The sequence below is a fragment of the Hyphobacterium sp. genome (assembly GCF_965229905.1).
Classification (GTDB): domain Bacteria; phylum Pseudomonadota; class Alphaproteobacteria; order Caulobacterales; family Maricaulaceae; genus Hyphobacterium.
This window is the reverse complement of record NZ_OZ245930.1, coordinates 2,407,443-2,427,935: the sequence shown is the minus strand read 5'-3', so window position 1 is coordinate 2,427,935 and position 20,493 is coordinate 2,407,443. Positions and strand designations below refer to the sequence as shown.

Below are 20,493 nucleotides of genomic sequence, written 5' to 3'. Positions count from 1 at the left end.
CTTATAGACCTCGCCAGACGCGGCCGGTCGGGCAATAAATCCCGGCTTCATCCCGGCAGCGCTTGAAAGTGAACATCACCGTTTCAGCGCGGCCGACCACCTCGGTCAATTGGATATAGCCCGGGCCGCCATTGGCCGGGCTGCGCGGATTGGGCGGTACCCGGCTATCGGTCGAGCTATCGCGGTTATCGCCCATGACGAAAACCGAGTCCGCCGGGATCCGGAATGGCCCGGCATTGTCCAGCGCCTCGAAATCGGATTGCTCGTAGATCGGATGCTCAACACCGCCGGGCAGCGTTTCGGTAAACGCCGTTACGGTCACCGACCGGTTCGGCCGTGCATGCGGCCGATAGGTGCGCTGTTCCAAGGGTTCGCGTTCGACAATCACGCCATTGATGAAAAGCCGTCCTTCACGCACTTCAATAATGTCGCCGGGCAATCCGATCACGCGTTTGATCAGATTCCGCTGCTGCGCGGGTGTACGGAAGACCACGACATCGCCACGCTCGGGCGTTCTCGGAAACAAACGGAAGTCGACGCTCTCCGGCACATAATATCCAAGGCCGAGCGGCAGCGAATGCCGCGAATACCCATACGCCCACTTCGAAACCAGCACCCGGTCGCCGACTTCCAGCGAGGGCTGCATGCTTTCGGACGGAATGTGGAAGGGCGCAAACAGGAAGGTTATGATGATCAGCCACACACCGGCCACTCCGGCGAAAAACCGGACGGTATCCATGACTTCACCGGCCGCGTTCCCGGCCATCCGCTTGATAATCGACATCACTTGAATCTTACCGCCGTTCCGTAAGCGAGGATCTCAGAAGACCCCTCCATAATGGTCGAGGTTGAAAAACGAAAGCCGATGATCGCGTGCGCACCCAATTGCTCTGCATGCGCCAGCATTCGCTGAAAGGCTTCCGCGCGCGATTCTTCCAGCAGCTCCGAATATTCGTTCACTTCGCCGCCGATCAGATTTCGTAGCGATGCGAATATGTCACGCACGAAAAAACGCGCCTTAACCACGCTGCCACGCGCAATCCCGATGACCTCGCCGATCTCTCGACCGGGAATCTCGTGAGCCATTGTGACGGGCAATGTCATTCGGCCTCCTCCAGCTGAACGGGCTTGCGTTCCTGCACTGCCGTTAGAAATACGATCGAAAGACCGGCCGCTGGAATCATGCACAGCAAAAGCCAGATCAGGGACCAGGGAAAGGGAAGGACCAGGCCGACAAAGGCATCGAATGCGAGAATCAATCCGAGCGCCACTCCGCCGCCCAACACCAATCCGTAACCCAATCGCAATCGTGTCTGAATTCGCTGCATTTATTCTGTCCTGCCAAGGCCTATTCCGGCCATACTTTCATGGTGCGGTGGGCACGCTATGAACACAAGCCGCCAAGGCATTCGATTCGATTGAGGCAAGAATGAAAAACGTGACTCCTGGCACCGATTCGCAGATGCAGCCCAATGAGCGGATCCTTGTGGCAATATGCTACGTGCTGTTTCTGATCGGGCCGGCCAATTTCTTGACCATGCTCATTGCGGCGATCATCGCCTGGCTTCGCTACGATAAATCGCCCGATTGGCTTGCATCGCACTATGCGTTTCAGCTCCGCACGCTGGTATATGCCGTCATTCTTTTGCTCATCGCGCTTGCATGTGCGCTGACGGTGATCTTGTTGCCCATCGCAATCGCAATCTGGCTGCTCTGGACATTCTGGGTGATCATCCGCGTTGTCGTCGGACTGATCCGTCTCGTCGACGGCCGTCCCAATCCAGATCCCACAACTTTCTGGGTCTAGCCGGCGTTTAACGTGACCTCGTCCGCCAGCAGTCCGGCCCCGGCCTGGATGCCGGCCAGCGCTGCAGGTGCCTGCGGAAGAACCGTTTCGGCAAAATGCCGGGCTAACCGGATCTTGCCTTCAGCGTAGGCTGAATCCCCCTCATTCATCTTGAGCCGGCGTTGCGCCGCCACCGCCCCGACGCATAGCAACCAGCCACCGGTCACGTCGCCCGCGAGCGTCTGGAAGGCTGTCGCACCCGACAACATGTCAGACCGGTCGCGGCCGGGTTTGGTCAGCCAGGCCGCCGCCGCTTCAAGAGCATCGGCCGCCGGTCCAAGTCGCTTGGCCAGTTTCGGCAATTCCGGATTGGAGGATGTCGAGCAATCCTCAACCGTTTGACGGATATCCTCGAGCAATTCCCGCAACGGCGCCCCACCGGCCATCCTCAGCTTGCGGCCAACAAGATCGATCGCCTGGATACCGTTCGTTCCCTCGTAAATCGGCGCGATCCGCGCGTCGCGATAATGCTGCGCGGCGCCGGTCTCCTCGATGAAGCCCATGCCGCCATGCACCTGGATCCCGAGCGACGCCACGTCGACGCCGACATCTGTTGACCAGGCTTTCGAAATGGGAGTCAGCAGCTCTTCGCGGCGCTTGGCGAAGGCGCGGTCTTCGTCGTCTTCTTCGAACTCCGCTTCGTCGGCGGCCACGGCACACAGGTAGCAAATCGCGCGCGCCGCCTCGATTTTCGCTTTCATGGTCGTCAGCATGTTGCGGACATCCGGATGGTGGATAATGGCGTGCGGAGCTTCGCCCTCCACACCGGGAGCGCGGCCTTGCTTGCGGTCGAGCGCATAGGCCAAGGCCTGCTGATAGGCGCGTTCGGCAATTCCCACGCCCTGCACCCCAACCGCCAGCCGGGCAGCATTCATCATGATGAACATCGCGGCCATGCCGCCGAATTCCTCGCCGATCAGCCAGCCCTTGGCACCTGACATCTCCATGACGCAGGTCGGGCTGCCATGAATACCCATCTTATGCTCGAGCCCGATCGCCTTGATCGCGTTGCGCTCGCCCAGCGCCCCGTCCTCATTCACCAGGAATTTCGGAATCAGAAACAGGGAAATGCCTTTGGTGCCGGACGGGCCGTCCGGAGTGCGCGCCAACACGCAATGAATGATGTTGTCGGCGCAATCGTGTTCACCCCAGGTGATGTAAATCTTTTGTCCGGTAACTGACCAACTGCCATCGCCATTCGGCTCGGCCTTGGTCCGCAAGGCGCCGACATCCGAACCGGCTTGCGGTTCCGTCAGCTGCATCGTGGCCGACCATTCGCCGGTCATGAGCTTAGGCAGATAGGTCGACTTCTGATCGTCCGATCCACGCGCAATCAAGGCCTCGATCGCCCCGAAGGTCAGCATCGGACCCAGGCTGAACGCCATGTTGGCCGATTGCATGGTCTCCATGACCGCCGCACCTAGCGCGCGTGGAAGCCCCATGCCGCCATGTTCGGCCGGAAACTGGAGACCTTGCCAGCCGCCTTCGACGAATTGTGCGTAAGCCTCCTTGATGCCGGGCGGGGTTGTGACCACCCCATCTTCGAGCTTGCAGCCAGCCATGTCCCCGGGCCGGTTGAGTGGTGCGAGCACATCGTTGGAGAACTTTCCGGCTTCTTCCAGAATGGCCGCCGTCAGATCGGAAGACAGATCCGGAAACGCACCGGTCGTCTTGAGCCCGTCCATGACGGCAATTTCTTCAAGCGCGAAGCGGAGGTCTTTGATTGGCGCGCGATACATGACGGTTCCTCAATCTGGTGCCATGCGAAAGATAACGTCCGAAATCCGGGCGTCGAGCATTTGGGTGTGATCGAAATTAGGCTATCTGTCGCACCATGCGATGCATTCCGCTCTTCTTGCTCGTCATGCTCACCGCTTGCGCCAGCGCGCCGACGCAAGATCCCCGCTTGCTGCCGAGCGGCGAATGGCGCCTTGATCCGCTTCATACGTCGGTTACCTGGCGGTCGCGGCATTTTGGACTGGCTTGGTACACGGCCCGCTTCGATACAATTGATGCCAGCCTCACCTTCGACCCGGAACGTCCGATGGAAACCCGGCTGAACGCGATCATCGAGGCGTCTTCGGTATCAACGGGCAATCGCGAATTTGACGCCACCCTGAGAGGCCGGAACTGGTTTTCGGCAGAGCGGCATCCCCAGATCATATTCGAAGCCACCGACATCCGGACGACGGGGGAGCTGACCGGTGTTGCGGAGGGTCTGCTGACCATCCGCGGCGAGACGCGTCCGGTCACGATGGACATTGAATTCTACGGTGGAAACTTCAACTTTCTCGAAAACAGGGATGCGATCGGTTTTGGAGCCGATATGCTGGTTTCCAGAAGCGATTTTGGCATTGGCCCGCTGATCCCGTCCGCGATTGCAAGCGACGAGGTCAGAATTCGGATCGAAGCCGAATTTTTGCGGGAGAACTGATCAGTGGCCGAATCGAAACGTTACACGACAGTCGCAATCACCCTGCATTGGGTGATCGCCATCCTCATTTTGATGATGATCTTTATCGGATGGCAGGCCGAGGATTTGCGCGACGCCTTGTTTGCCGGCGATCCGGACGTCGACATTCAAACGGTGGCTCTGGTCTACAACTGGCACAAGACGTGGGGCTTGATCATTCTTGCCTTGAGCCTGGCACGCTTGGGCTGGCGTCTCGTGCATCCGGCTCCGCCCCTTCCTGGCGGCATGGCCCCGTGGGAAAGGTTTGCCGCGAAAGCCACGCATTGGGGGTTTTACGCGCTGATGATCGGCATGCCGCTTGGCGGCTGGGTGACGGCTTCCGCTTCCGGCATTCCAGGCTTTCTGTTCAATGTTGAGAGCCTGCCCATCCCGGCCATCGCTCCGGAAAGCGAAGGCCTGCACGATGCAACCTCCCGCGCTCACAGCGCGGGTGCCTGGGCCATCCTTGTTCTGCTCGCGCTCCATATTGGCGCCGCATTGAAGCATCACTTTATCAATCGGGACGACGTGCTGTCCCGCATGATCGTTTTTATCCGACCCAAAGGCTGATTCATGAACTTCCTCCCTTTTGGTTTGGCCGCTCTCATCACAGCGCCGGCCATCGCATCCGACTGGCAACTCGACAGTGACGCGAGCAGTATCGAGATCATAACCGAGGCATTCGGCCGTGAAGTGACCGGCAGCTTTTCGAACTTTGAAGCCGACATTCGCTTTGATCCGGATGATCTGGCCGAAGCTCGCATCGAAGGCCGTGTGGCGGTGGACAGCGGTGAGACGGGCAATCCCCAGTATGATGCGGAGATGACCGGTGATGATGGGCTTGATGCCGAGCACCATCCCTTTGCCGTGTTCTCTTCCGAAATCGTTTCGGTGTCGTCCGACTGTTCTGACGGCGATGGCGAATGCTATCGCGCAAACGGAACATTGACCTTACGCGGCAATTCGCAACCCGCCGAACTTCTGTTCAGGCTCTCGATTGAGGGCGATCGGGCGGTTGCCGACGGCGAACTCGCAATCGTCAGCGACGAATTTGGAATCGGCAATAGCAATTGGGGCGGTTCAGCCAGCACGGTCGATGTTCGGCTGCATATCGAAGCCACCCGCTAACGGGACTTGATCGGCCCCGTGGCTCGGCGCTAGCTCCGGTGATGAACCGCAACCGCATATCCCCAGCGACGGCCGACGCGATCACAAGAGCGGCGGAGAAGCTGCGGGCCGGCCAGCTGGTCGGAATGCCGACCGAGACAGTGTATGGCCTCGCTGCCGACGCCACCAACGGCGAGGCCATCGCCCGGATCTACGAGGCCAAGAACCGGCCCCGCTTTAATCCGCTGATCGCGCATGTCAGCGATCTCGAAATGGCGCGGCAGCTGGTCGTTTTCACACCCGAGGCAGAACGGCTCGCGACGGCGTTCTGGCCGGGTCCGCTGACGCTCGTTCTGCCGCGCCGGCCAGACTGCCCGGTGAGCGAGCTTGCCAGCGCCGGTCTCGATACGCTGGCCGTCCGTTGTCCCGGTCACGCCGTCGCCCGCAGCCTGATCGCGGCCACAGGCCGCCCCCTCGTGGCGCCGAGCGCCAACCCCTCGGGCGCCATCAGCCCGACGACGGCTCAACATGTTGCCGACGGCCTCGGCAACCGCGTCGACATTATTCTGGACGGCGGGGCCTGCTCTGTCGGCCTTGAATCCACGGTCATCGGATTTGATGGGGAGACGCCGCTTCTCTTGCGGAAGGGCGGAATCGGCCGCCAGGAGATCGAAGCCGTTGCAGGCAGGCTGGGTTCGCCCGCTCCTGACGCGCCCAAGGCTTCGCCTGGCATGCTGGCCAGTCATTACGCACCGGCAGCCAGCCTCCGAATTAACGCCAAATCTCCCCGTTCCGGCGAAGTATATCTTGGATTTGGCCCGGACTGGCCTGCCGATCTCAATCTGTCGCCAACCGGCCGGTTGGACGAAGCGGCTGCCAATCTTTTCGCCTATCTGCGGCGGCTCGACGCCAGTGGTGCCCGCGCCATTGCGGTGGCCCCTATTCCGGATAAAGGTCTGGGCGAAGCCATCAATGACCGGCTGCGACGCGCCGCCGCACCACGGGACCTATCATGATGACGCCGCAGACCATCGACGCACTCAAATCGGCCGTGGGCTCGAAAGGGTGGAGCGATGATCCCCATGAGCTGGCACCACATGTCCGTGACTGGCGCGGGCGCTGGGAAGGTGAAACGCCGCTGCTGATGAAGCCCGCCTCGACCGACGAGGTGGCGGCAATTGTCGAGATTTGTGCAAAGGCAGGCGTCGCGGTCACGCCGCAAGGCGGAAACACGGGCCTCGTGGGTGGCTCCATCCCGCACGGCGAAATCCTCGTGTCGCTTACACGCATGCGCACGATCCGCGAAACCGATCCGGCAAACGATTCGATGACAGTGGAAGCCGGTTGCATCCTTGAAACGATCCAGCAGGAAGCCGCAGCGCATAATCGCCTATTCCCGTTAAGCCTCGGATCGCAGGGATCCGCCAGCATTGGCGGGCTGATCTCGACGAATGCGGGCGGCGTACACGTGCTGCGTTATGGAATGATGCGAGACCTCGTGCTCGGCATCGAGGCCGTGCTGCCTGACGGGCGGGTCTGGAACGGTCTCCGCGGTCTGCGAAAAGACAATTCGGGGTATGATCTGAAACAGCTCTTCATCGGTGCGGAAGGCACGCTCGGCATCGTAACCGCCGCCACATTGAAGCTTTTTCCCCGTCCGGCCGAAACCACCATTGCCTTCGCCGGCATTCCCTCGCCCGACGCCGCCGTCAAATTGCTCGGGCTGGCCAAGACAGCCTCTGGCGGCGCGCTCTCGGCATTGGAACTCATCCCGCGCAACGCGTTGGAATTGGTGCTGGAACACATTCCCGGCACGCGAGACCCGCTCGCACAGCCCCACCCCTGGTATGCCCTGATCGAGATTGGTGCCGGCCGCCGCGGCGAGGGCCGCAGCGCAATGGAGGCCACGCTCGAAGAGGCCTTTGACTCTCATCTCGTCGCGGATGCCGTGATCGCCGAAAGCGAAACGCAAGCCGCAGCGCTGTGGCAATTGCGAGAACCCATTGCGGAAGCCGAGAAGGCGCACGGCAAAGCCGCCAAGCACGATGTTTCAATCCCCGTTTCGCGGATCGCGGCCTTCATCGAGGAGGCCAGCGAGGCAGCCGCCCGCCACGTCGACGGCGCCAATGTGATTGCATTCGGCCATGTCGGTGACGGCAATGTCCATTTTAATGTCGCGCACAAGAATGCCGGCGCCGGCGATGAATTCCTTAAGGCGTGTGAGCCCGCCACAGCCGCAATCTATGATCTTGTCCAGAAATATGGCGGATCGATTGCCGCCGAGCACGGGGTCGGGACCCTCAAGGCCGATGAGCTTGCGGAGCGCCGGCCGCTCGACGTTGAACTCATGCGGACGGTAAAGGCCGCGCTTGATCCGCAGGGATTGATGAATCCGCGCGTGCTGATCCCTGTACGCTGACGCATAGCCCTTTAAATCCGGCGCCATTCCGCCTAGTTCTGTCGGGAGGAGATTGCCATGCTCGTTCTACTTTCGCCCGCCAAGTTGATGAATTTCGACAATCCGCAGTCGACGGCCACAACCCAGCCGGAATTGCTGGACCGTACGGCCGTTCTGTCAAAGACCACGCGCAACCTCACGCGCCGGAAAATCCAGGACATGATGGGCCTGTCCGATGATTTGGCTCAGCTGAATTTTGAGCGCTTCAAGGCATTCGATCCGGAAAACACGGAAGGCAAGGCCGCAATTCTGACCTTTGCTGGCGATGTATACCGTGGCCTCCAGGCGGACCGGTTCGACACGTCTGACCTCGAATGGGCACAGGACTGCCTGCGGATTTTGTCGGGGCTTTATGGCGTGCTGCGGCCGTTGGATCGTATTCAGCCATACCGGCTGGAAATGGGAACCAAGCTCCATACGCGAAGAGGCGAAACGCTCTATGATTTCTGGGGTGCTGACATCGCAAGAACACTCAACGACTCACTGGAAAAATCTGGCAACGATATTGTCCTGAACCTTGCATCGAATGAGTATTTCAAGGCGGTGGATCGTAAAACGCTGAAAGGCCGTGTGATCGATGTGGCGTTCAAGGAAGACAAGGACGGCAAATCGCGCGCGCTCTTCATGTTTACAAAACTGGCGCGCGGCCTGATGGCACGTTGGATCATCGAGAACCGGATCACGGATCCCGCCGATCTCATGAGATTCAACGTCGAGGGCTATCGGTTGGATGCCGAAGCCTCCGGAGAGGACCGTTTGGAATTCCGCCGGCCGCAACCCGCACCGAAATCGGTACGCAAGGCCGCGTGACGCGAAATTCCGCTATGGTGCAATGCAGCATAATCTGCTAACCGCACCCGCATGACAGCCCAAACCGCTAATCTTCAAGGCCAAGTCGCCGTCGTCACAGGCTCGACGAGCGGCATCGGTGCCGCCCTGGCCGAAGGTCTCGCCGCGGCCGGCGCGCACGTTGTGCTCAACGGCCTTGGCGACAAAAACCAAATTGAAGCGCTCCGCTCCGGCATGGCCAAACGCCATGGTATCGAGGTGCGATACCACCCTGCCAACATGATGAAGGCCGACGAAACAACAGATCTCGTCGACTTTGCGGTCCGCGAATTCGGCCGGATCGACATTCTGGTCAATAATGCCGGCATTCAACATGTAGCGAAGATCGAAGACTTCCCGCCGGAAAAGTGGGACGCAATCATCGCCGTCAATCTGACGAGCGCCTTTCACACCATACGCGCTGCGGTGCCGTATATGAGGGCAAACCAATACGGCCGGATCGTGAACATTTCGTCCGCTCACGGCCTCGTCGCTTCGCCCTATAAATCCGCTTATGTCTCCGCCAAGCACGGTGTTATGGGATTGACCAAGACGGTCGCCCTGGAGGTCGCCGAGGCCGGCATTACGGTCAATGCGATCTGCCCCGGCTATGTCCGAACACCGTTGGTCGATGGACAGATTGCGGACACCGCGAAAGCGCGCGGTATCTGCGAGGAGGCGGTCGTAAGGGACGTAATGCTGAAGGCACAGCCGACGAAAAAATTTGTCGAATACGACCAGCTGGTGGGCCTGCTCGTCTATCTCGTGTCGGACGCCGGCGCATCTTGCAATGGCGCAGCGTTTCAGGTTGATGGCGGCTGGACCGCGCAATAATCCGGGCGCCCCGATATCGCTCGCCCTGCAAGGCGGCGGTGCGCATGGCGCGTTTACATGGGGCGTGCTCGACAAATTGGCGGAAGATGGCCGCATCCGGCCTGCCGCCATCACCGCGACGAGCGCCGGCGCAATGAATGCCGCTGTCTATGCTGACGGCGTGCGCCGCGACGGCCTCGACGGCGGACGCGAGGCGCTCGACACCTTCTGGCGGAAAGTCTCGCGATCAGGCACCGCCTTCCACCCGACAGGTCTGCCTGGAGCCGATATCGCCGGTCAGCTGTTTCCGTTCATGGATGCCCTGTCGCGGATAACGAGCCCGTATGATCTCAATCCCTTCGATTACAATCCGTTGCGCAACATTCTCGAGGAATGCATTGATTTCAATGCCTTGCCTCATTGCAAGGAATTGCAGCTCTTCATCTGCGCAACATCCGTGAAGTCCGGGCGGCCGCGGATTTTCTCGGCGGCCGACATCACAGCCGATGCCGTGCTCGCCTCGGCTTGCTTGCCTTTCCTGTTTCAGGCAGTCGAAATCGATGGCGAGCCCTATTGGGATGGCGGTTTCACCGGCAATCCTGCGATTTGGCCGCTCTACTATGCCGACACGCCGCGGGACATTCTGATCGTCAATCTCAATCCGATCGAACGCGACGACACGCCCAAATCGGCAGCCGACATCATGAACCGCGTCAACGAGGTGACGTTTAACGCCTCGCTCCTTGCGGAACTGCGCGCCCTGGCATTCGTCAAGGATTTGCTCGCCAACGACCAATTGAAAGGCGAGGTGCGCGAGAACTTCCGCGACATGCTGGTTCACGCAATTCGCGGCGACGACGCCGTTCGCAATCTGCGCCGCGATTCGAAGTACGATACGCGCTGGTCGTCACTGACGGCATTACGCGATGCCGGCCGCGACGCCGCCAGCGCTTGGCTGGACGGATGTGCCGCCGATGTCGGGCGCAAATCGACCATTCAGCTTCACGGCGACTTCCTCCGCAGCTAAGCCGCCTCGACTTTCAGCGTTCCATCAGGGGCCGGCGCAGTCATTTCAAGCAGGAAGTCCGGATCCGCGTCCGCATCGAGCCAGGTTTTCTGAGCGTTTTCATCGAGAATTACCGGCATGCGGTCGTGATAGGCTTCGGTGTCCGCATTCGGCGTCGTGGTGAGCACCGTGAAGGTCAGCCGTTTCTCGCCATCTCCATGATCGCGCACTTCCCAGAGCCCGGCAAAGACCAGCAGCGATCCATCGCGCTTCGAGAACCGCCACTTGGTCTTGGCACCCGGCTGACCGGTCCACTCATAGAAGGCCAGCGCCGGAACCAGGGCACGCTTGCGACTGAACGCCGCCCGGAACATGGGCTTCTCTGCAACCGTTTCCGACCGTGCATTGAACATCGGCCGCTTGGGCCGCGTCGTCATCCAGCCCGGCTCGAGCCCCCAGCGCATCAGCACCACCCGCGTTTCGCCATCGGCGCCAACTGCGATCACCGGCCCGGTATCGCCCGGAGAAAAATCCGGATCGGCTATGAAATCCGGCACATCGAGACCCAGCATCGCGCTCAGCGTTTTGGGATCGACCTCAATGTCATAGCGTCCGCACATGGGGCTGCCCTTTGAGCTGTTTCGCTCTAGCTTCGTGCACCGATAACCAGCGTCAAGGAGTCCAATGTCTGAATCCAAGCGCCCTTTCGCCTGCGTCGGCGTCGTCTGCCGCCGAGGCGATGACGTCCTGCTTGTCAAGCGGGGACGCGAGCCCCTGAAAGGATGTTGGTCGATCCCGGGTGGCAAAATGGATTTCGGCGAAACCGTCCACGAAGCGGCCTTGCGGGAGCTTGAGGAAGAAACGGGCGTCAAGGCGCGGATCGTCCGCCTGATCGATGTCGTGGATTCGATCATGGACGATACCCACTACGTGTTGATCGATTTCGAGGCCGAATGGATCAGCGGCGAACCGGTGCCGGCAGACGATGCGGACGCCGCCGAATTTGTACCGGTCCTCGAAGCGATGCAACGCGTAAGCTGGGATCGCACTCGCCAGGTGATCACCCCCGCCTAGACCTGGTCACATTCCTGCGCAAAATTATCGGCATGAAACGGCTCGCTGTCCTAATGTCGCTGGCGATGATCTCGCCTGCCTTGGCCCAAACCAAGCCCGGCACGACCGAGCCGGTGTCGGCCGTACAGGAAGACGCGGAGAGCCGTGCCGATCCGTTCCGTGATCCGGGCCGCACCCTGCCCTATCTTGCCTACACACTCGGCCAGTTGCATTATCTCGCCTATGCGTGTGAAGGCAGCGATGCACAGCATTGGCGCGCGCGCATGATCGAATTGCTCCAGCTCGAAGCGCCGATTTCCGGCTACCGCCGTGAACGGCTGATCGATGCGTTCAATGACGGTTATCAGGTCGAGCAGCGTTCGCGGGTCCGCTGCGGCGCGGAAGCCGAAGCGCAGCGCCGCAACCTCGCACGGCGCGGTGCGCAAATGAGTCAGGCGCTTCTGAACGAAGTGCTGGACTAGCCGTAATAGTCGCCTTCTGCAGCCCGCAGCTTGGATTCTTCCTTGTGCGGCGGAAACACTTCCAGTTTCACATGCTGGCGGCGATTGGTGGAGATCACGAAGAACCGCTTGTCGGGATAATCGATCTTGCACTCGAGCATGGCCGACGTGATGAGGTCGACGTTTTTCGGATCGTCGTCCGACATTCCAAAACTGTGCGGCAGATCGCGGCCGTATGCGTCGAGACCGCGCTCTACGCACATACGGATGGCTTTCCGCTTCAGCCCGGCTGTGGTCAGATGCGCGCCCAGCTCGGCTTTCACGTCAGGATTCGAAACGCCGAAGATCGAAACATAGTCTGGGTTTTCCGGTATCTCGCCGGCCTCGCAGAGCAGGTTGATGCCTTCCTTGATGGTTGTTCGCGAGTGCTGCCGCGCGGTCACGACCGCGATCGGACGTTTCTTCAAAACGGCGTATCGGAAGATGTCCCAAGACGGCCCCTTCCACTGATCCGTCTTGAGCGCGCGGCGAATATCACGATGCAAATATTCCTCGCCATTACGATCCTTGCCGTCTGCGAACTCGCGAAACGCTTTTTCCGGCGGCGCCGCCCAATCTTCCCAGTCACCTGCTACACCGAGATAGGCGCGGATGCCTTCGAACTCCCGCTGCGACATCGTCTTTTCCTCGCCGGTCACCGTGTTGAGCAGGTGAACTTTGGTTGGCAGGTGCAGGATGTTTTCGTCGATGTCGAAGAAGTAGAAACTCGTCCGCTCGCCCATCAAGCGTCTTCCTCCGGCAGGGTTTCCATGAAGGAGATCGGCTGACCGGTTGCAGGCTTCAACAATTCGTCTTCCCGCATCACGGTCTGACCGCGAATGATTGTTGCCATCGGCCAGCCCTTCGTTTTGGACCCCGTGAAGGGCGACCAACCACATTTCGAGGCAATCCAATCCTCGGTGATTTCGCGTTCCGCTTTCAGGTCGACGATTGTGAAGTCGGCATCCCAGCCGACCGCCATCCGGCCCTTGTTGGCGATCGCGAAGATCCGCTGCGCGCCATGGCTCGTCAGGTCGACAAACCGCTCCAGGCTTAACCGTCCCTCAGCGACATGGGTCAACATGATGGGCACCAGTGTCTGCACGCCCGGCATGCCCGCTGGACTTTGCGGATAGGGCTTGGCTTTCTCCTCGCGGGTGTGAGGCGCATGGTCGGAGCCCACGACATCGAACAAGCCTTGCGCCACGCCTTTCCACAGCCCCGCAACGTGATCGGCCGTCCGGATCGGCGGGTTCATTTGCGCAAACCCCTTCAATTCTTCATAAGCTTCCGGCGCGGCCAGCGTCAGATGCTGCGGTGTAACTTCGCAGCTTGCGACATCTCGATGATGCTGCAGGAAGTCGACCTCTTCCTTGGTCGATATGTGCAGGACATGGATGCGTTTTCCGGTCGAGCGCGCAATCCGCACCAGGCGATGGGTGGACTTGATCGCGGCCTCCGCATCGCGCACGTCGAGATGACTGGTCCAGTCTCCTTCGCGCGCCAACCCACGCCGCTCAGCCAATCGGTATTCGTCTTCACTGTGGAAGGCTGCACGGCGTTTGATTGCCCGCAGCACCCGCTCCACGCCCGCATCGTCCTGAACCAGGAGAGAGCCCGTCGATGCGCCCATGAACACCTTGACGCCACAGCATCCCGGCATCTGTTCCATAATGGTGAGCAGCTCGGCGTTTTCGTTTGTCGCCCCTGCGAAAAACGCATGATCGCAATGCATGCGATTGGCCGCACGCTTCAGCTTGTCATTCAGCGCATCCGGATCCGTTGTTGCCGGCTCGGTGTTCGGCATCTCGAACACCGCCGTAACCCCTCCCATTACCGCAGCCAGCGATCCTGATTGCAGATCTTCCTTCCACTCAAGTCCCGGTTCGCGGAAATGCACCTGGCTGTCGATCACGCCCGGCAGAACCGTCAGGCCGCGCGCATCAAAGACCTCGCCCGCATCGGCTTGGCCGAGATCGCCGATCGCCGAGATTTTGCCGTCTTTGACGCCAACATCGCCCGAACCGCGGCCAGCATGATTGGCGATCTCTCCACCTCGAATGATCAGGTCAAATGTCCGGCTCATATTTCCTCCGTGCGCTCTAGTAATTTCTCTGCGGCTTTGATTACGATCGGCACCCGCAAATCCTCCAAAAGACTCGTTGGATGCTGCCGCCAGTTCGGAAACTCCGACAGCGTCGCCTCCAACCCGCGCGGCCCGCGAACGGTCGCGCACTTGTCTCCGTATGGACCATACAGCATTTCGTCGGACGGCCCGAACAAACCGAGTGTCGGCGCGCCCATGGCCGCAGCAATGTGCATCACGCCGGAATCATTGCCGATGAACAACCGCGCGCGTTCGACGACTGCGGCGACATCGGACAAGTAGAGTTTGCCAGTCAAATCCAGCACACCGGCGTCTGGAAGTATGTTCTTTATCGGCATCGCGTGTTCTTCATCGCCGGGACCGCCAACGATCACGACGCCCGCTCCTGCCATGGCGCCGCCGGGCGAAACGAGTGCCTTCACCACGTCAGCAAAATTGCTCGCCGGCCACATTTTGAACGGCAAGCTCGCAGACGGGCAGACAACGAGATACTCGCGGCCGGGCGGCAACAATTGAAGGGCGCGTTCGCGGGCGTCGGCGGGCAGATAGATGCGCGGAGCCGGCGGTGGATCGAGCCGCATCACGCCGGCCGCTTCGCGCACCTTGTGCATTTTGACGCGCGTTCGCTTCAGCACCTCCCGCTGACGTGCGCGCAACAGATAAGCGATGGCGGATCCGCGCAGATCGACGACCAGATCCCAGTGCCGGGTTACCACACGGCGCCACAATCCCAACCAATGCAAACCGAGCGGCTTTTTGCGGACGATAATCAGGCGTTCAAGACCGGGCGAATGCTCCAGCACTGGCTGTGCCAGCGGTCCGCAGGCGATGGTCACGCGCGCTTCCGGATACTGGCGCACCAGATAATCCAACACGCCCGAATTGATCACCGCGTCCCCGATCCGTGTCGAGGTGATGAAGAGGATGCGCTTCATGTCGAGCGGATTAGCTCATGCCCGCCCCCTTGGCCAGCGGCAGCCTCAATGCCATATCCCATGCATGGCCGCGCCCGACACAATCCTTTCTGACCGATCCGTGATCACCATTACGGGCAAGGATACGCACGACTTCCTGCAGCGTGTGATCACAACCGATATGGGCGGGCTTTCCGCCGGCGAAATCCGCACGGGTGCCTTGCTAACGCCGCAAGGCAAGATATTGGCCGACTTTCTGATCCATGGCCGCGAGAACGGTGTTTTCCTCGACATCTGGCATGGAGTCGCCGAGAGCTTGGTCAAGCGACTTTCCCTCTACCGCTTGCGCGCCGATGTGCAGATTGATGTGTCGGCGGAACATGCCGTATTGGTCGGATCCGGTGAAGCCGACCCGCGGTCCGGCGCCTTGCCGCGACGCAAAATTCAAGCACCAGAGGCGAGCTCCGATGGATCGGCTGTTCAGGTGGGCCGGGAAATCGCTGCGGGAGTGCCTGCATTCGGTCGCGATTATGGCGAAGCCGAGGTATTTCCAACCGACGTAAATCTCGATCTTTACGGCGGTATCGCCTGGAAAAAAGGCTGCTTCATTGGCCAAGAGGTTCTGTCTCGCATGAAGCGGCGTGGTACGATTCGAAAACGTTCAGTTCTAATCGTCAGTCAGTCCGGCCCGCTGGATCAAGGCCAGGATATCAAGGCCGGCGACATAATCATCGGCCAACTGACGTCTGCCGATGGGAAACACGCCATCGCCCGCATTCGTACCGACCGGCTTGCGAACGCAGGGGCCGCGCCGACTGTCGAAGGCAAGTTGGTCGACATCGTATTGCCTTCCAACGACTGAAAGCCGGCTCTCGCCTTGGCGCGATGAGGCCGCTAAAGCTCCCTCATGACCGCACCCACGCTGAGCCGTTGCCCCTGGGCGCCGGACGATGATCCACTCTATGCCCGTTACCACGACACCGAATGGGGCGTGCCCGAATATGACTCGCGCGCGCTGTGGGAGAAGCTTGTGCTCGACGGTATGCAAGCCGGGCTGGCTTGGATAACGATCTTGCGCAAGCGCGAAACGATCCGCGAAGCTTTCAGCCAGTTCGATCCCGAAAAGGTTGCGCGTTATCGTGATGACGACATTGACCGCTTGCTCGCCAATCCGGGCATCATCCGCTCGCGCGCCAAAATCCAGGCGGCCATTGGCGGTGCGCGGATCTGGCTGGACATGTGCGATAACGGGGAAGACTTCTCGGAATACCTTTGGGAATTCATCGGCGGTCAACCGATTCAGAATATCTGGTCGCAAATGTCTGAAGTTCCCGCCAAGACGGCGCTAAGTGAGGCGCTGTCGAAGGACCTGAAGAAGCGGGGTTTCAAATTCTGCGGACCTGTTATCGTCTATGCCTTCATGCAGGCGGTCGGCATGGTGAACGATCATTTGATAGAGTGCCCGCGCCATGCCGAAGTCCGATCAATGGGAGGTCGATAATGCGCCGCGCTTTCATTACAGGCTTGGCCGCGTTCGTTTTGGGAGGGTGTTCCACGTTCGAATGGCCCACAAACCGCGACGAGATGACGGCGCAGGAAATGTCGGACCGCGATTGCCGGCAGTCGCGCTCGACCGATCCTGTCGCGCGAGGGGAATGGGTTTGTGAAAACCCGAGGACCGGCGAGGCGGAACGTCAGGACCGTCAACCCGTCTACGATCCGGACGGTCGCTAAGAAGGGGCAGCGAGATTAGATGACCGGTGTAACAATCCGCTCGAGCGGCCTTTGGACGCCGCCAGAAAGCGTCAGCAATGAAGAGCTGGTCGCGTGTTTCAATGCCTGGGTAGAGCAATGGAATGCGGACAATGCCGACGCGATTGCCGCCGGCCAGATCGAAGCTAAGGCCCCGTCCTCGACGGGCTTCATCGAGAAAGCATCCGGCATAAAATCTCGTTACACGATCGATAAGGCTGGTGTCCTCGATATCATGCGAATGCGGCCTGAAGTCCGGCGCCGCAGCGATGGCGAGGTCTCGATCATGGCAGAAGCCGGCATCGCCGCGGCAAAGCAGGCCTTGGCCGCCGCGGATCGCGATCCGAAAGACATTGACGGGGTGATCTGCTCGGCAACCACAATGCAACGGACTTATCCGTGTATCGCCATCGAGATACAGGATGCGCTTGGCATTGAGGGTTTCGGTTATGACATGTCGGTTGCCTGCTCCTCGGGCACGTTTGGCCTGATCAACGCGGTGAATGCCATCGCCACAGGTCAGGCACGATCGATATTGCTCGTCACGCCCGAGATCACCACGCCGCAGCTCAACTTCCGGGACCGCGACAGCCATTTCATTTTCGGCGATGTTGCCGTTGCATTGCTCATCGAACGGGATAATCGCGATCAAGACGGCTGGGCCATCCTCAACACAAAAATGAAAACGGCATATTCGAATAATATCCGGTCGAATTTCGGCTTCTTGAATGCCAGCGAAACGCCGGAACCGGAGTTCGAGGACCGGTACTTCACGCAAGAGGGCCGCAAGGTCTTCAAGGAAGTGTGCCCGATGGTGGCAGACTTGATCCGCAGCCAGCTGGAAGAAAACCAGCTCGCGGCAAATGATTTGAAGCGGCTATGGCTGCATCAGGCCAATATCAACATGAATCTGATGATCGCCCGCAAAGTCTATGACCGCGATTTCACGCCTGACGAGGCCCCGGTCATCCTCGACGAATTTGCAAACACGGCAGGGGCTGGGTCGCTGGTGGCCTTCCATCGTCATTCGGACGGCTTCTCGGATGGCGAAAAGGGCCTGCTCTGTTCGTTCGGGGCCGGCTATTCTATTGGCTCGGTGATCCTGGAGAAACGAGCGGCATGAGAGACTGCATAATCCGATCTGTCGGCTGGACCGTTCCGGACGCGAGCATAAGCAACAGCGAACTTGTCGCGGTTTTCAATGCTTATGCCGAACGGTTCAACACAGAGAATGCCGACGCGATCGCACGCGGCGAGATCAACGAGATCCCGTTTTCGAGCGAGCAGTTTATCGAGCAGGCATCGGGTATCATGAACCGTCACGTCGTCGACAAGGCCGGCCTGATGGACATCGACCGGATGCGCCCGCGCATTCCCCATCGCGAAAAGGAAGCGTTGGCATTCCAGGCCGAGTTCGGGCTGTCGGCGGCACGCAAGGCCTTGGAAAAAGCAGGCCGCACCGCCGACGACGTGGACGGCGTGATCGTCGCATCGTCCGCTCAACAACGGAATTTCCCGGCGGTATCCGTCGAAATACAGAATGCGCTCGGCATGACACGCGGTTGGGCGTTCGACATGACCATGGCCTGCGCCTCGGCAATCTTCGCCATGCAACAGGCGCGCGAGCTGATTCGCACCGGACAGGCCGATGCGATTCTCATCGTTTGCCCGGAAGTCATGAGCGCCATCAACCACTATCGTCGCCGCGAGGTTCACTTCATTTTCGGCGACGCGTCTGCTGCCGTCCTGCTGGAAGCCGGTGACCGCGAGCCTGGCGGATGGGAACTCCAGGGTGTGCGCCTGGAAACACGCTGGTCCAACGCGCTGCGCTCCGATTTCGGCTTCATGAATCATACCGAATTCGAAGAGGGTGATGAGTTCGAAGCGTTTGTTGACCAGGATGGACACCGCGTGTTCCGCGACGTTATCCCGCTGGCGTCTTCGGTTTCATCGCAATTGATATCGGATCTTGGCTACAAGCCACAGGACATACGCCGCGGATGGCTTCACCAGGCCAACATCCGGATCGTCCAAGCCGTTGTGAAAAAGGCGCTCGAGCGGGAGCCGGATGCCGACGCTGCACCGATCATTCTCAACGAGTACGGCAATACCTCGTCCTCAAGCGTTTTGATGACATTTGACCTTAACTCCGACGACATGGACACCGGCGAGCGCGGACTTCTGTGCGCATTCGGCGCCGGCTATGGCTGCGGTGCCGCCATCATCGAAAAACGCTAGGAGCCATTGATGCGCGCCTTGTTCCTTTCTGCGTCGGCACTCCTGGCTCTGTCGGCTTGCAGCGCATCTGACGATATCGCGCCGGCGGATGCCGGCGAAGAAGCGGCGGGCGCTGATACAGCCGAGGAAGCATCGACGGCGGACGACGCGCAGGACAACGCGGCCGGTTTGCCGGCGAACGACATTGCGGTCGCGGAACTGACCTGGATTGACGGCCAGCCTGTGCTCGGGACGCCGGAAGTCGTCACGGCGCGTAGTAATTACGACAATCAGCCGGCCTTCGATTCGTCCGGCGGATTCTATTTCACGACGGAGACGTCCGGCGCCAACACCGACATCCATTATCGAAGCGCCAACGGCGACATTCGCGTCATCACCCGGACGCCGGACGAAAGCGAGTATTCACCGCGCCCGTCGCCGGACGGCCGGTCGGTAACCTACATTCACCAGCCGCCCGGTCAGGTCGGCGGTCAGGCTTGGCGTCAGCGCCTGGAAGGCGGCTCGACAGCGCCCATCCATGACTATGGACCCGCCGGCTATTACGCCTTGTCAGGTGATCAGTCGCAGCTGCTGTTGTTTGCCCTGACGGACCCCTTCACCCTTCTGTGGGTCGACATCGAAAATGGCCGCCGGGCGGAGATCACGACGGGAATCGGGCGCGCGCTCTACACGTCGCCTGATGGCAATTCCGCTTACTTCACATTGCCGCAATCGGACGGCAGCTGGACTGTCAATCGCTTCGGTTTTGCCGGCCAGACGGTCAGCGAGCTTTTTGCGCTGCCGGGGGAAACGCAGGATTACGCCGTATTCACGACACCGGAGGGCGAACTCGGCTGGTTTACAGCCGCGGACGGCCAGCTCCTATTCCGCACGTCTGACAATGCGGAATGGACGGCCGTTGCCGACTTGTCGCCGCTCGGCAGCGGTGCTGTGACGCGGCTGGCCGTATCGCCGTCTGCCGATCGAATGGCCTTTGTGGTCGAGGAAGCCGGCTAGACCTTCACCACGTCGGTGATCTTGTGTGTCAGATCCTCACCATCGGCTTCGTGGATGGTGATGTACTCGCCCTTGCGAAGAACGTGGTCGCCCAGGCGAAACACAGGTTCATCAGGTCCCTCGTCTTCTTCATCATACCGGAAATACCAGTAGCTCCCGCGATGGGTCAGCCAGCCATCCGCCTTCTCGTCTTCGTCCGGGGAAAAACGGAGAACTGTGCATTGTTCCTTATGCTCACGCCAGAGTTCGAGATCGAGATGTCCGCTGGCATTCAACGGCGCGACAACCGTATATCCACGATGGTCATCGCCATCGGGAAAGCTGGTGCCGGGATTTCGCGTCAGCCGCATCACAACTCGATAAAGCGCCATAGAACTTGCCTCCCTCGGTTGGCAGAATTTAAGCTTGCGCGGCGACCCGTCG

The 20,493-nt window shown here is 60.1% G+C and carries 26 protein-coding genes; 17 read left to right on the top strand and 9 right to left on the bottom strand.

What is annotated here, in order from left to right; translation table 11 throughout:
• Position 1 precedes the first annotated feature (1 nt).
• The 3 genes from lepB to ACO08C_RS12085 are packed head-to-tail and all read right to left on the bottom strand — an operon-like array spanning position 2 to position 1,328.
• A complete protein-coding gene (lepB, locus tag ACO08C_RS12095; RefSeq protein ID WP_421785923.1) occupies positions 2-784 on the bottom strand; it encodes a signal peptidase I in 783 nt (260 codons plus the stop codon).
• Complete coding sequence (locus ACO08C_RS12090; protein ID WP_421785922.1) at positions 784-1,104, bottom strand: YbjQ family protein; 321 nt, start codon at positions 1,102-1,104, stop codon at positions 784-786. Before ACO08C_RS12090 ends, lepB begins: the two co-directional genes overlap by 1 nt.
• Positions 1,101-1,328, bottom strand: a complete 228-nt coding sequence (locus ACO08C_RS12085; RefSeq protein ID WP_421785920.1) for a hypothetical protein — start codon at positions 1,326-1,328, stop codon at positions 1,101-1,103. Before ACO08C_RS12085 ends, ACO08C_RS12090 begins: the two co-directional genes overlap by 4 nt.
• Before the next feature lie 101 nt (positions 1,329-1,429).
• On the opposite strand from ACO08C_RS12085, the gene ACO08C_RS12080 reads away from it, so the two are divergent.
• Positions 1,430-1,807 carry a hypothetical protein gene (locus tag ACO08C_RS12080; RefSeq protein WP_421785918.1) on the top strand — a complete coding sequence of 126 codons (378 nt, stop codon included), beginning with the start codon at positions 1,430-1,432 and terminating at the stop codon, positions 1,805-1,807.
• Here ACO08C_RS12080 and ACO08C_RS12075 read toward each other — a convergent pair.
• Entirely contained in the window at positions 1,804-3,585 is a 1,782-nt protein-coding gene (locus ACO08C_RS12075; protein WP_421785917.1) for an acyl-CoA dehydrogenase, read from the bottom strand. The two genes, ACO08C_RS12080 and ACO08C_RS12075, sit on opposite strands and share 4 nt — an antisense overlap.
• Before the next feature lie 167 nt (positions 3,586-3,752).
• Between ACO08C_RS12075 and ACO08C_RS12070 the strand changes: the two genes are divergently transcribed.
• Genes ACO08C_RS12070 through ACO08C_RS12035 form a run of 8 tightly spaced genes read left to right on the top strand, consistent with a single transcriptional unit; the run spans position 3,753 to position 10,531 of the window.
• Complete coding sequence (locus ACO08C_RS12070) at positions 3,753-4,280, top strand: YceI family protein (protein WP_421785916.1); 528 nt, start codon at positions 3,753-3,755, stop codon at positions 4,278-4,280.
• Positions 4,281-4,283: 3 nt separating this feature from the next.
• Complete coding sequence (locus ACO08C_RS12065) at positions 4,284-4,868, top strand: cytochrome b (protein WP_421785915.1); 585 nt, start codon at positions 4,284-4,286, stop codon at positions 4,866-4,868.
• Between the two features lie 3 nt (positions 4,869-4,871).
• Positions 4,872-5,426 (top strand): YceI family protein, encoded by a 555-nt coding sequence (locus ACO08C_RS12060; protein WP_421785913.1) that lies wholly within the window; start codon positions 4,872-4,874, stop codon positions 5,424-5,426.
• A 41-nt stretch (positions 5,427-5,467) separates the two neighbouring features.
• On the top strand, positions 5,468-6,421 hold the full coding sequence (locus ACO08C_RS12055) for an L-threonylcarbamoyladenylate synthase (RefSeq protein ID WP_421785911.1): 954 nt from the start codon (positions 5,468-5,470) through the stop codon (positions 6,419-6,421).
• Complete coding sequence (locus ACO08C_RS12050) at positions 6,418-7,824, top strand: FAD-binding oxidoreductase (RefSeq protein WP_421785909.1); 1,407 nt, start codon at positions 6,418-6,420, stop codon at positions 7,822-7,824. The genes ACO08C_RS12055 and ACO08C_RS12050 overlap by 4 nt, the downstream gene beginning before the upstream one ends.
• A 57-nt stretch (positions 7,825-7,881) precedes the next feature.
• Positions 7,882-8,673, top strand: a complete 792-nt coding sequence (yaaA, locus tag ACO08C_RS12045) for a peroxide stress protein YaaA (protein ID WP_421785907.1) — start codon at positions 7,882-7,884, stop codon at positions 8,671-8,673.
• 51 nt (positions 8,674-8,724) lie between these two features.
• A complete protein-coding gene (locus tag ACO08C_RS12040) occupies positions 8,725-9,525 on the top strand; it encodes a 3-hydroxybutyrate dehydrogenase (RefSeq protein WP_421785906.1) in 801 nt (266 codons plus the stop codon).
• The gene (locus tag ACO08C_RS12035) at positions 9,503-10,531 is read left to right on the top strand and encodes a patatin-like phospholipase family protein (protein WP_421785905.1); all 1,029 of its coding nucleotides are present in this window, start codon (positions 9,503-9,505) and stop codon (positions 10,529-10,531) included. Before ACO08C_RS12040 ends, ACO08C_RS12035 begins: the two co-directional genes overlap by 23 nt.
• Here ACO08C_RS12035 and ACO08C_RS12030 read toward each other — a convergent pair.
• The gene (locus ACO08C_RS12030) at positions 10,528-11,130 is read right to left on the bottom strand and encodes an SOS response-associated peptidase (RefSeq protein WP_421785903.1); all 603 of its coding nucleotides are present in this window, start codon (positions 11,128-11,130) and stop codon (positions 10,528-10,530) included. The genes ACO08C_RS12035 and ACO08C_RS12030 overlap by 4 nt on opposite strands.
• 64 nt (positions 11,131-11,194) lie before the next feature.
• On the opposite strand from ACO08C_RS12030, the gene ACO08C_RS12025 reads away from it, so the two are divergent.
• Together ACO08C_RS12025 and ACO08C_RS12020 are read left to right on the top strand one after the other, a co-directional pair.
• Entirely contained in the window at positions 11,195-11,584 is a 390-nt protein-coding gene (locus ACO08C_RS12025) for an NUDIX hydrolase (RefSeq protein WP_421785901.1), read from the top strand.
• Positions 11,585-11,616: 32 nt separating this feature from the next.
• Positions 11,617-12,045 (top strand): TIGR02301 family protein, encoded by a 429-nt coding sequence (locus ACO08C_RS12020; protein WP_421785900.1) that lies wholly within the window; start codon positions 11,617-11,619, stop codon positions 12,043-12,045.
• Here ACO08C_RS12020 and ACO08C_RS12015 read toward each other — a convergent pair.
• The 3 genes from ACO08C_RS12015 to ACO08C_RS12005 are packed head-to-tail and all read right to left on the bottom strand — an operon-like array spanning position 12,042 to position 15,105.
• Positions 12,042-12,806 carry a hypothetical protein gene (locus tag ACO08C_RS12015; protein WP_421785899.1) on the bottom strand — a complete coding sequence of 255 codons (765 nt, stop codon included), beginning with the start codon at positions 12,804-12,806 and terminating at the stop codon, positions 12,042-12,044. The genes ACO08C_RS12020 and ACO08C_RS12015 overlap by 4 nt on opposite strands.
• Positions 12,806-14,149 (bottom strand): dihydroorotase, encoded by a 1,344-nt coding sequence (locus ACO08C_RS12010; protein ID WP_421785898.1) that lies wholly within the window; start codon positions 14,147-14,149, stop codon positions 12,806-12,808. The genes ACO08C_RS12015 and ACO08C_RS12010 overlap by 1 nt, the downstream gene beginning before the upstream one ends.
• Complete coding sequence (locus ACO08C_RS12005) at positions 14,146-15,105, bottom strand: glycosyltransferase family 9 protein (RefSeq protein ID WP_421785896.1); 960 nt, start codon at positions 15,103-15,105, stop codon at positions 14,146-14,148. Before ACO08C_RS12005 ends, ACO08C_RS12010 begins: the two co-directional genes overlap by 4 nt.
• Here ACO08C_RS12005 and ACO08C_RS12000 point away from each other — a divergent pair.
• Genes ACO08C_RS12000 through ACO08C_RS11975 form a run of 6 tightly spaced genes read left to right on the top strand, consistent with a single transcriptional unit; the run spans position 15,095 to position 20,070 of the window.
• Positions 15,095-15,946 (top strand): YgfZ/GcvT domain-containing protein, encoded by an 852-nt coding sequence (locus ACO08C_RS12000; RefSeq protein ID WP_421785895.1) that lies wholly within the window; start codon positions 15,095-15,097, stop codon positions 15,944-15,946. The genes ACO08C_RS12005 and ACO08C_RS12000 overlap by 11 nt on opposite strands.
• A gap of 45 nt (positions 15,947-15,991) precedes the next feature.
• A complete protein-coding gene (locus ACO08C_RS11995) occupies positions 15,992-16,585 on the top strand; it encodes a DNA-3-methyladenine glycosylase I (protein WP_421785894.1) in 594 nt (197 codons plus the stop codon).
• Positions 16,585-16,818, top strand: a complete 234-nt coding sequence (locus ACO08C_RS11990) for a hypothetical protein (protein WP_421785893.1) — start codon at positions 16,585-16,587, stop codon at positions 16,816-16,818. Before ACO08C_RS11995 ends, ACO08C_RS11990 begins: the two co-directional genes overlap by 1 nt.
• A gap of 19 nt (positions 16,819-16,837) precedes the next feature.
• Entirely contained in the window at positions 16,838-17,959 is a 1,122-nt protein-coding gene (locus tag ACO08C_RS11985) for a beta-ketoacyl-ACP synthase III (RefSeq protein ID WP_421785892.1), read from the top strand.
• Entirely contained in the window at positions 17,956-19,074 is a 1,119-nt protein-coding gene (locus ACO08C_RS11980; RefSeq protein WP_421785891.1) for a beta-ketoacyl-ACP synthase III, read from the top strand. The genes ACO08C_RS11985 and ACO08C_RS11980 overlap by 4 nt, the downstream gene beginning before the upstream one ends.
• 9 nt (positions 19,075-19,083) lie before the next feature.
• Positions 19,084-20,070, top strand: a complete 987-nt coding sequence (locus tag ACO08C_RS11975) for a TolB family protein (protein WP_421785890.1) — start codon at positions 19,084-19,086, stop codon at positions 20,068-20,070.
• Here the strand turns inward: ACO08C_RS11975 and ACO08C_RS11970 are convergent.
• Positions 20,067-20,441, bottom strand: coding sequence for a hypothetical protein (locus ACO08C_RS11970; protein ID WP_421785889.1), 375 nt, complete (start codon positions 20,439-20,441; stop codon positions 20,067-20,069). The genes ACO08C_RS11975 and ACO08C_RS11970 overlap by 4 nt on opposite strands.
• Positions 20,442-20,493 lie beyond the last annotated feature (52 nt).

Bases quoted from the DNA above. Each gene is read 5' to 3' on its own strand.
- lepB (WP_421785923.1), bottom strand. From the start codon at position 784: ATGTCGATTATCAAGCGGATGGCCGGGAACGCGGCCGGTGAAGTCATG.
- ACO08C_RS12090 (WP_421785922.1), bottom strand. From the start codon at position 1,104: ATGACATTGCCCGTCACAATGGCTCACGAGATTCCCGGTCGAGAGATC.
- ACO08C_RS12085 (WP_421785920.1), bottom strand. From the start codon at position 1,328: ATGCAGCGAATTCAGACACGATTGCGATTGGGTTACGGATTGGTGTTG.
- ACO08C_RS12080 (WP_421785918.1), top strand. From the start codon at position 1,430: ATGAAAAACGTGACTCCTGGCACCGATTCGCAGATGCAGCCCAATGAG.
- ACO08C_RS12075 (WP_421785917.1), bottom strand. From the start codon at position 3,585: ATGTATCGCGCGCCAATCAAAGACCTCCGCTTCGCGCTTGAAGAAATT.
- ACO08C_RS12060 (WP_421785913.1), top strand. From the start codon at position 4,872: ATGAACTTCCTCCCTTTTGGTTTGGCCGCTCTCATCACAGCGCCGGCC.
- ACO08C_RS12055 (WP_421785911.1), top strand. From the start codon at position 5,468: ATGAACCGCAACCGCATATCCCCAGCGACGGCCGACGCGATCACAAGA.
- ACO08C_RS12050 (WP_421785909.1), top strand. From the start codon at position 6,418: ATGATGACGCCGCAGACCATCGACGCACTCAAATCGGCCGTGGGCTCG.
- yaaA (WP_421785907.1), top strand. From the start codon at position 7,882: ATGCTCGTTCTACTTTCGCCCGCCAAGTTGATGAATTTCGACAATCCG.
- ACO08C_RS12040 (WP_421785906.1), top strand. From the start codon at position 8,725: ATGACAGCCCAAACCGCTAATCTTCAAGGCCAAGTCGCCGTCGTCACA.
- ACO08C_RS12035 (WP_421785905.1), top strand. From the start codon at position 9,503: ATGGCGGCTGGACCGCGCAATAATCCGGGCGCCCCGATATCGCTCGCC.
- ACO08C_RS12030 (WP_421785903.1), bottom strand. From the start codon at position 11,130: ATGTGCGGACGCTATGACATTGAGGTCGATCCCAAAACGCTGAGCGCG.
- ACO08C_RS12025 (WP_421785901.1), top strand. From the start codon at position 11,195: ATGTCTGAATCCAAGCGCCCTTTCGCCTGCGTCGGCGTCGTCTGCCGC.
- ACO08C_RS12020 (WP_421785900.1), top strand. From the start codon at position 11,617: ATGAAACGGCTCGCTGTCCTAATGTCGCTGGCGATGATCTCGCCTGCC.
- ACO08C_RS12015 (WP_421785899.1), bottom strand. From the start codon at position 12,806: ATGGGCGAGCGGACGAGTTTCTACTTCTTCGACATCGACGAAAACATC.
- ACO08C_RS12010 (WP_421785898.1), bottom strand. From the start codon at position 14,149: ATGAGCCGGACATTTGACCTGATCATTCGAGGTGGAGAGATCGCCAAT.
- ACO08C_RS12000 (WP_421785895.1), top strand. From the start codon at position 15,095: ATGCGCTTCATGTCGAGCGGATTAGCTCATGCCCGCCCCCTTGGCCAG.
- ACO08C_RS12005 (WP_421785896.1), bottom strand. From the start codon at position 15,105: ATGAAGCGCATCCTCTTCATCACCTCGACACGGATCGGGGACGCGGTG.
- ACO08C_RS11995 (WP_421785894.1), top strand. From the start codon at position 15,992: ATGACCGCACCCACGCTGAGCCGTTGCCCCTGGGCGCCGGACGATGAT.
- ACO08C_RS11990 (WP_421785893.1), top strand. From the start codon at position 16,585: ATGCGCCGCGCTTTCATTACAGGCTTGGCCGCGTTCGTTTTGGGAGGG.
- ACO08C_RS11985 (WP_421785892.1), top strand. From the start codon at position 16,838: ATGACCGGTGTAACAATCCGCTCGAGCGGCCTTTGGACGCCGCCAGAA.
- ACO08C_RS11980 (WP_421785891.1), top strand. From the start codon at position 17,956: ATGAGAGACTGCATAATCCGATCTGTCGGCTGGACCGTTCCGGACGCG.
- ACO08C_RS11975 (WP_421785890.1), top strand. From the start codon at position 19,084: ATGCGCGCCTTGTTCCTTTCTGCGTCGGCACTCCTGGCTCTGTCGGCT.
- ACO08C_RS11970 (WP_421785889.1), bottom strand. From the start codon at position 20,441: ATGGCGCTTTATCGAGTTGTGATGCGGCTGACGCGAAATCCCGGCACC.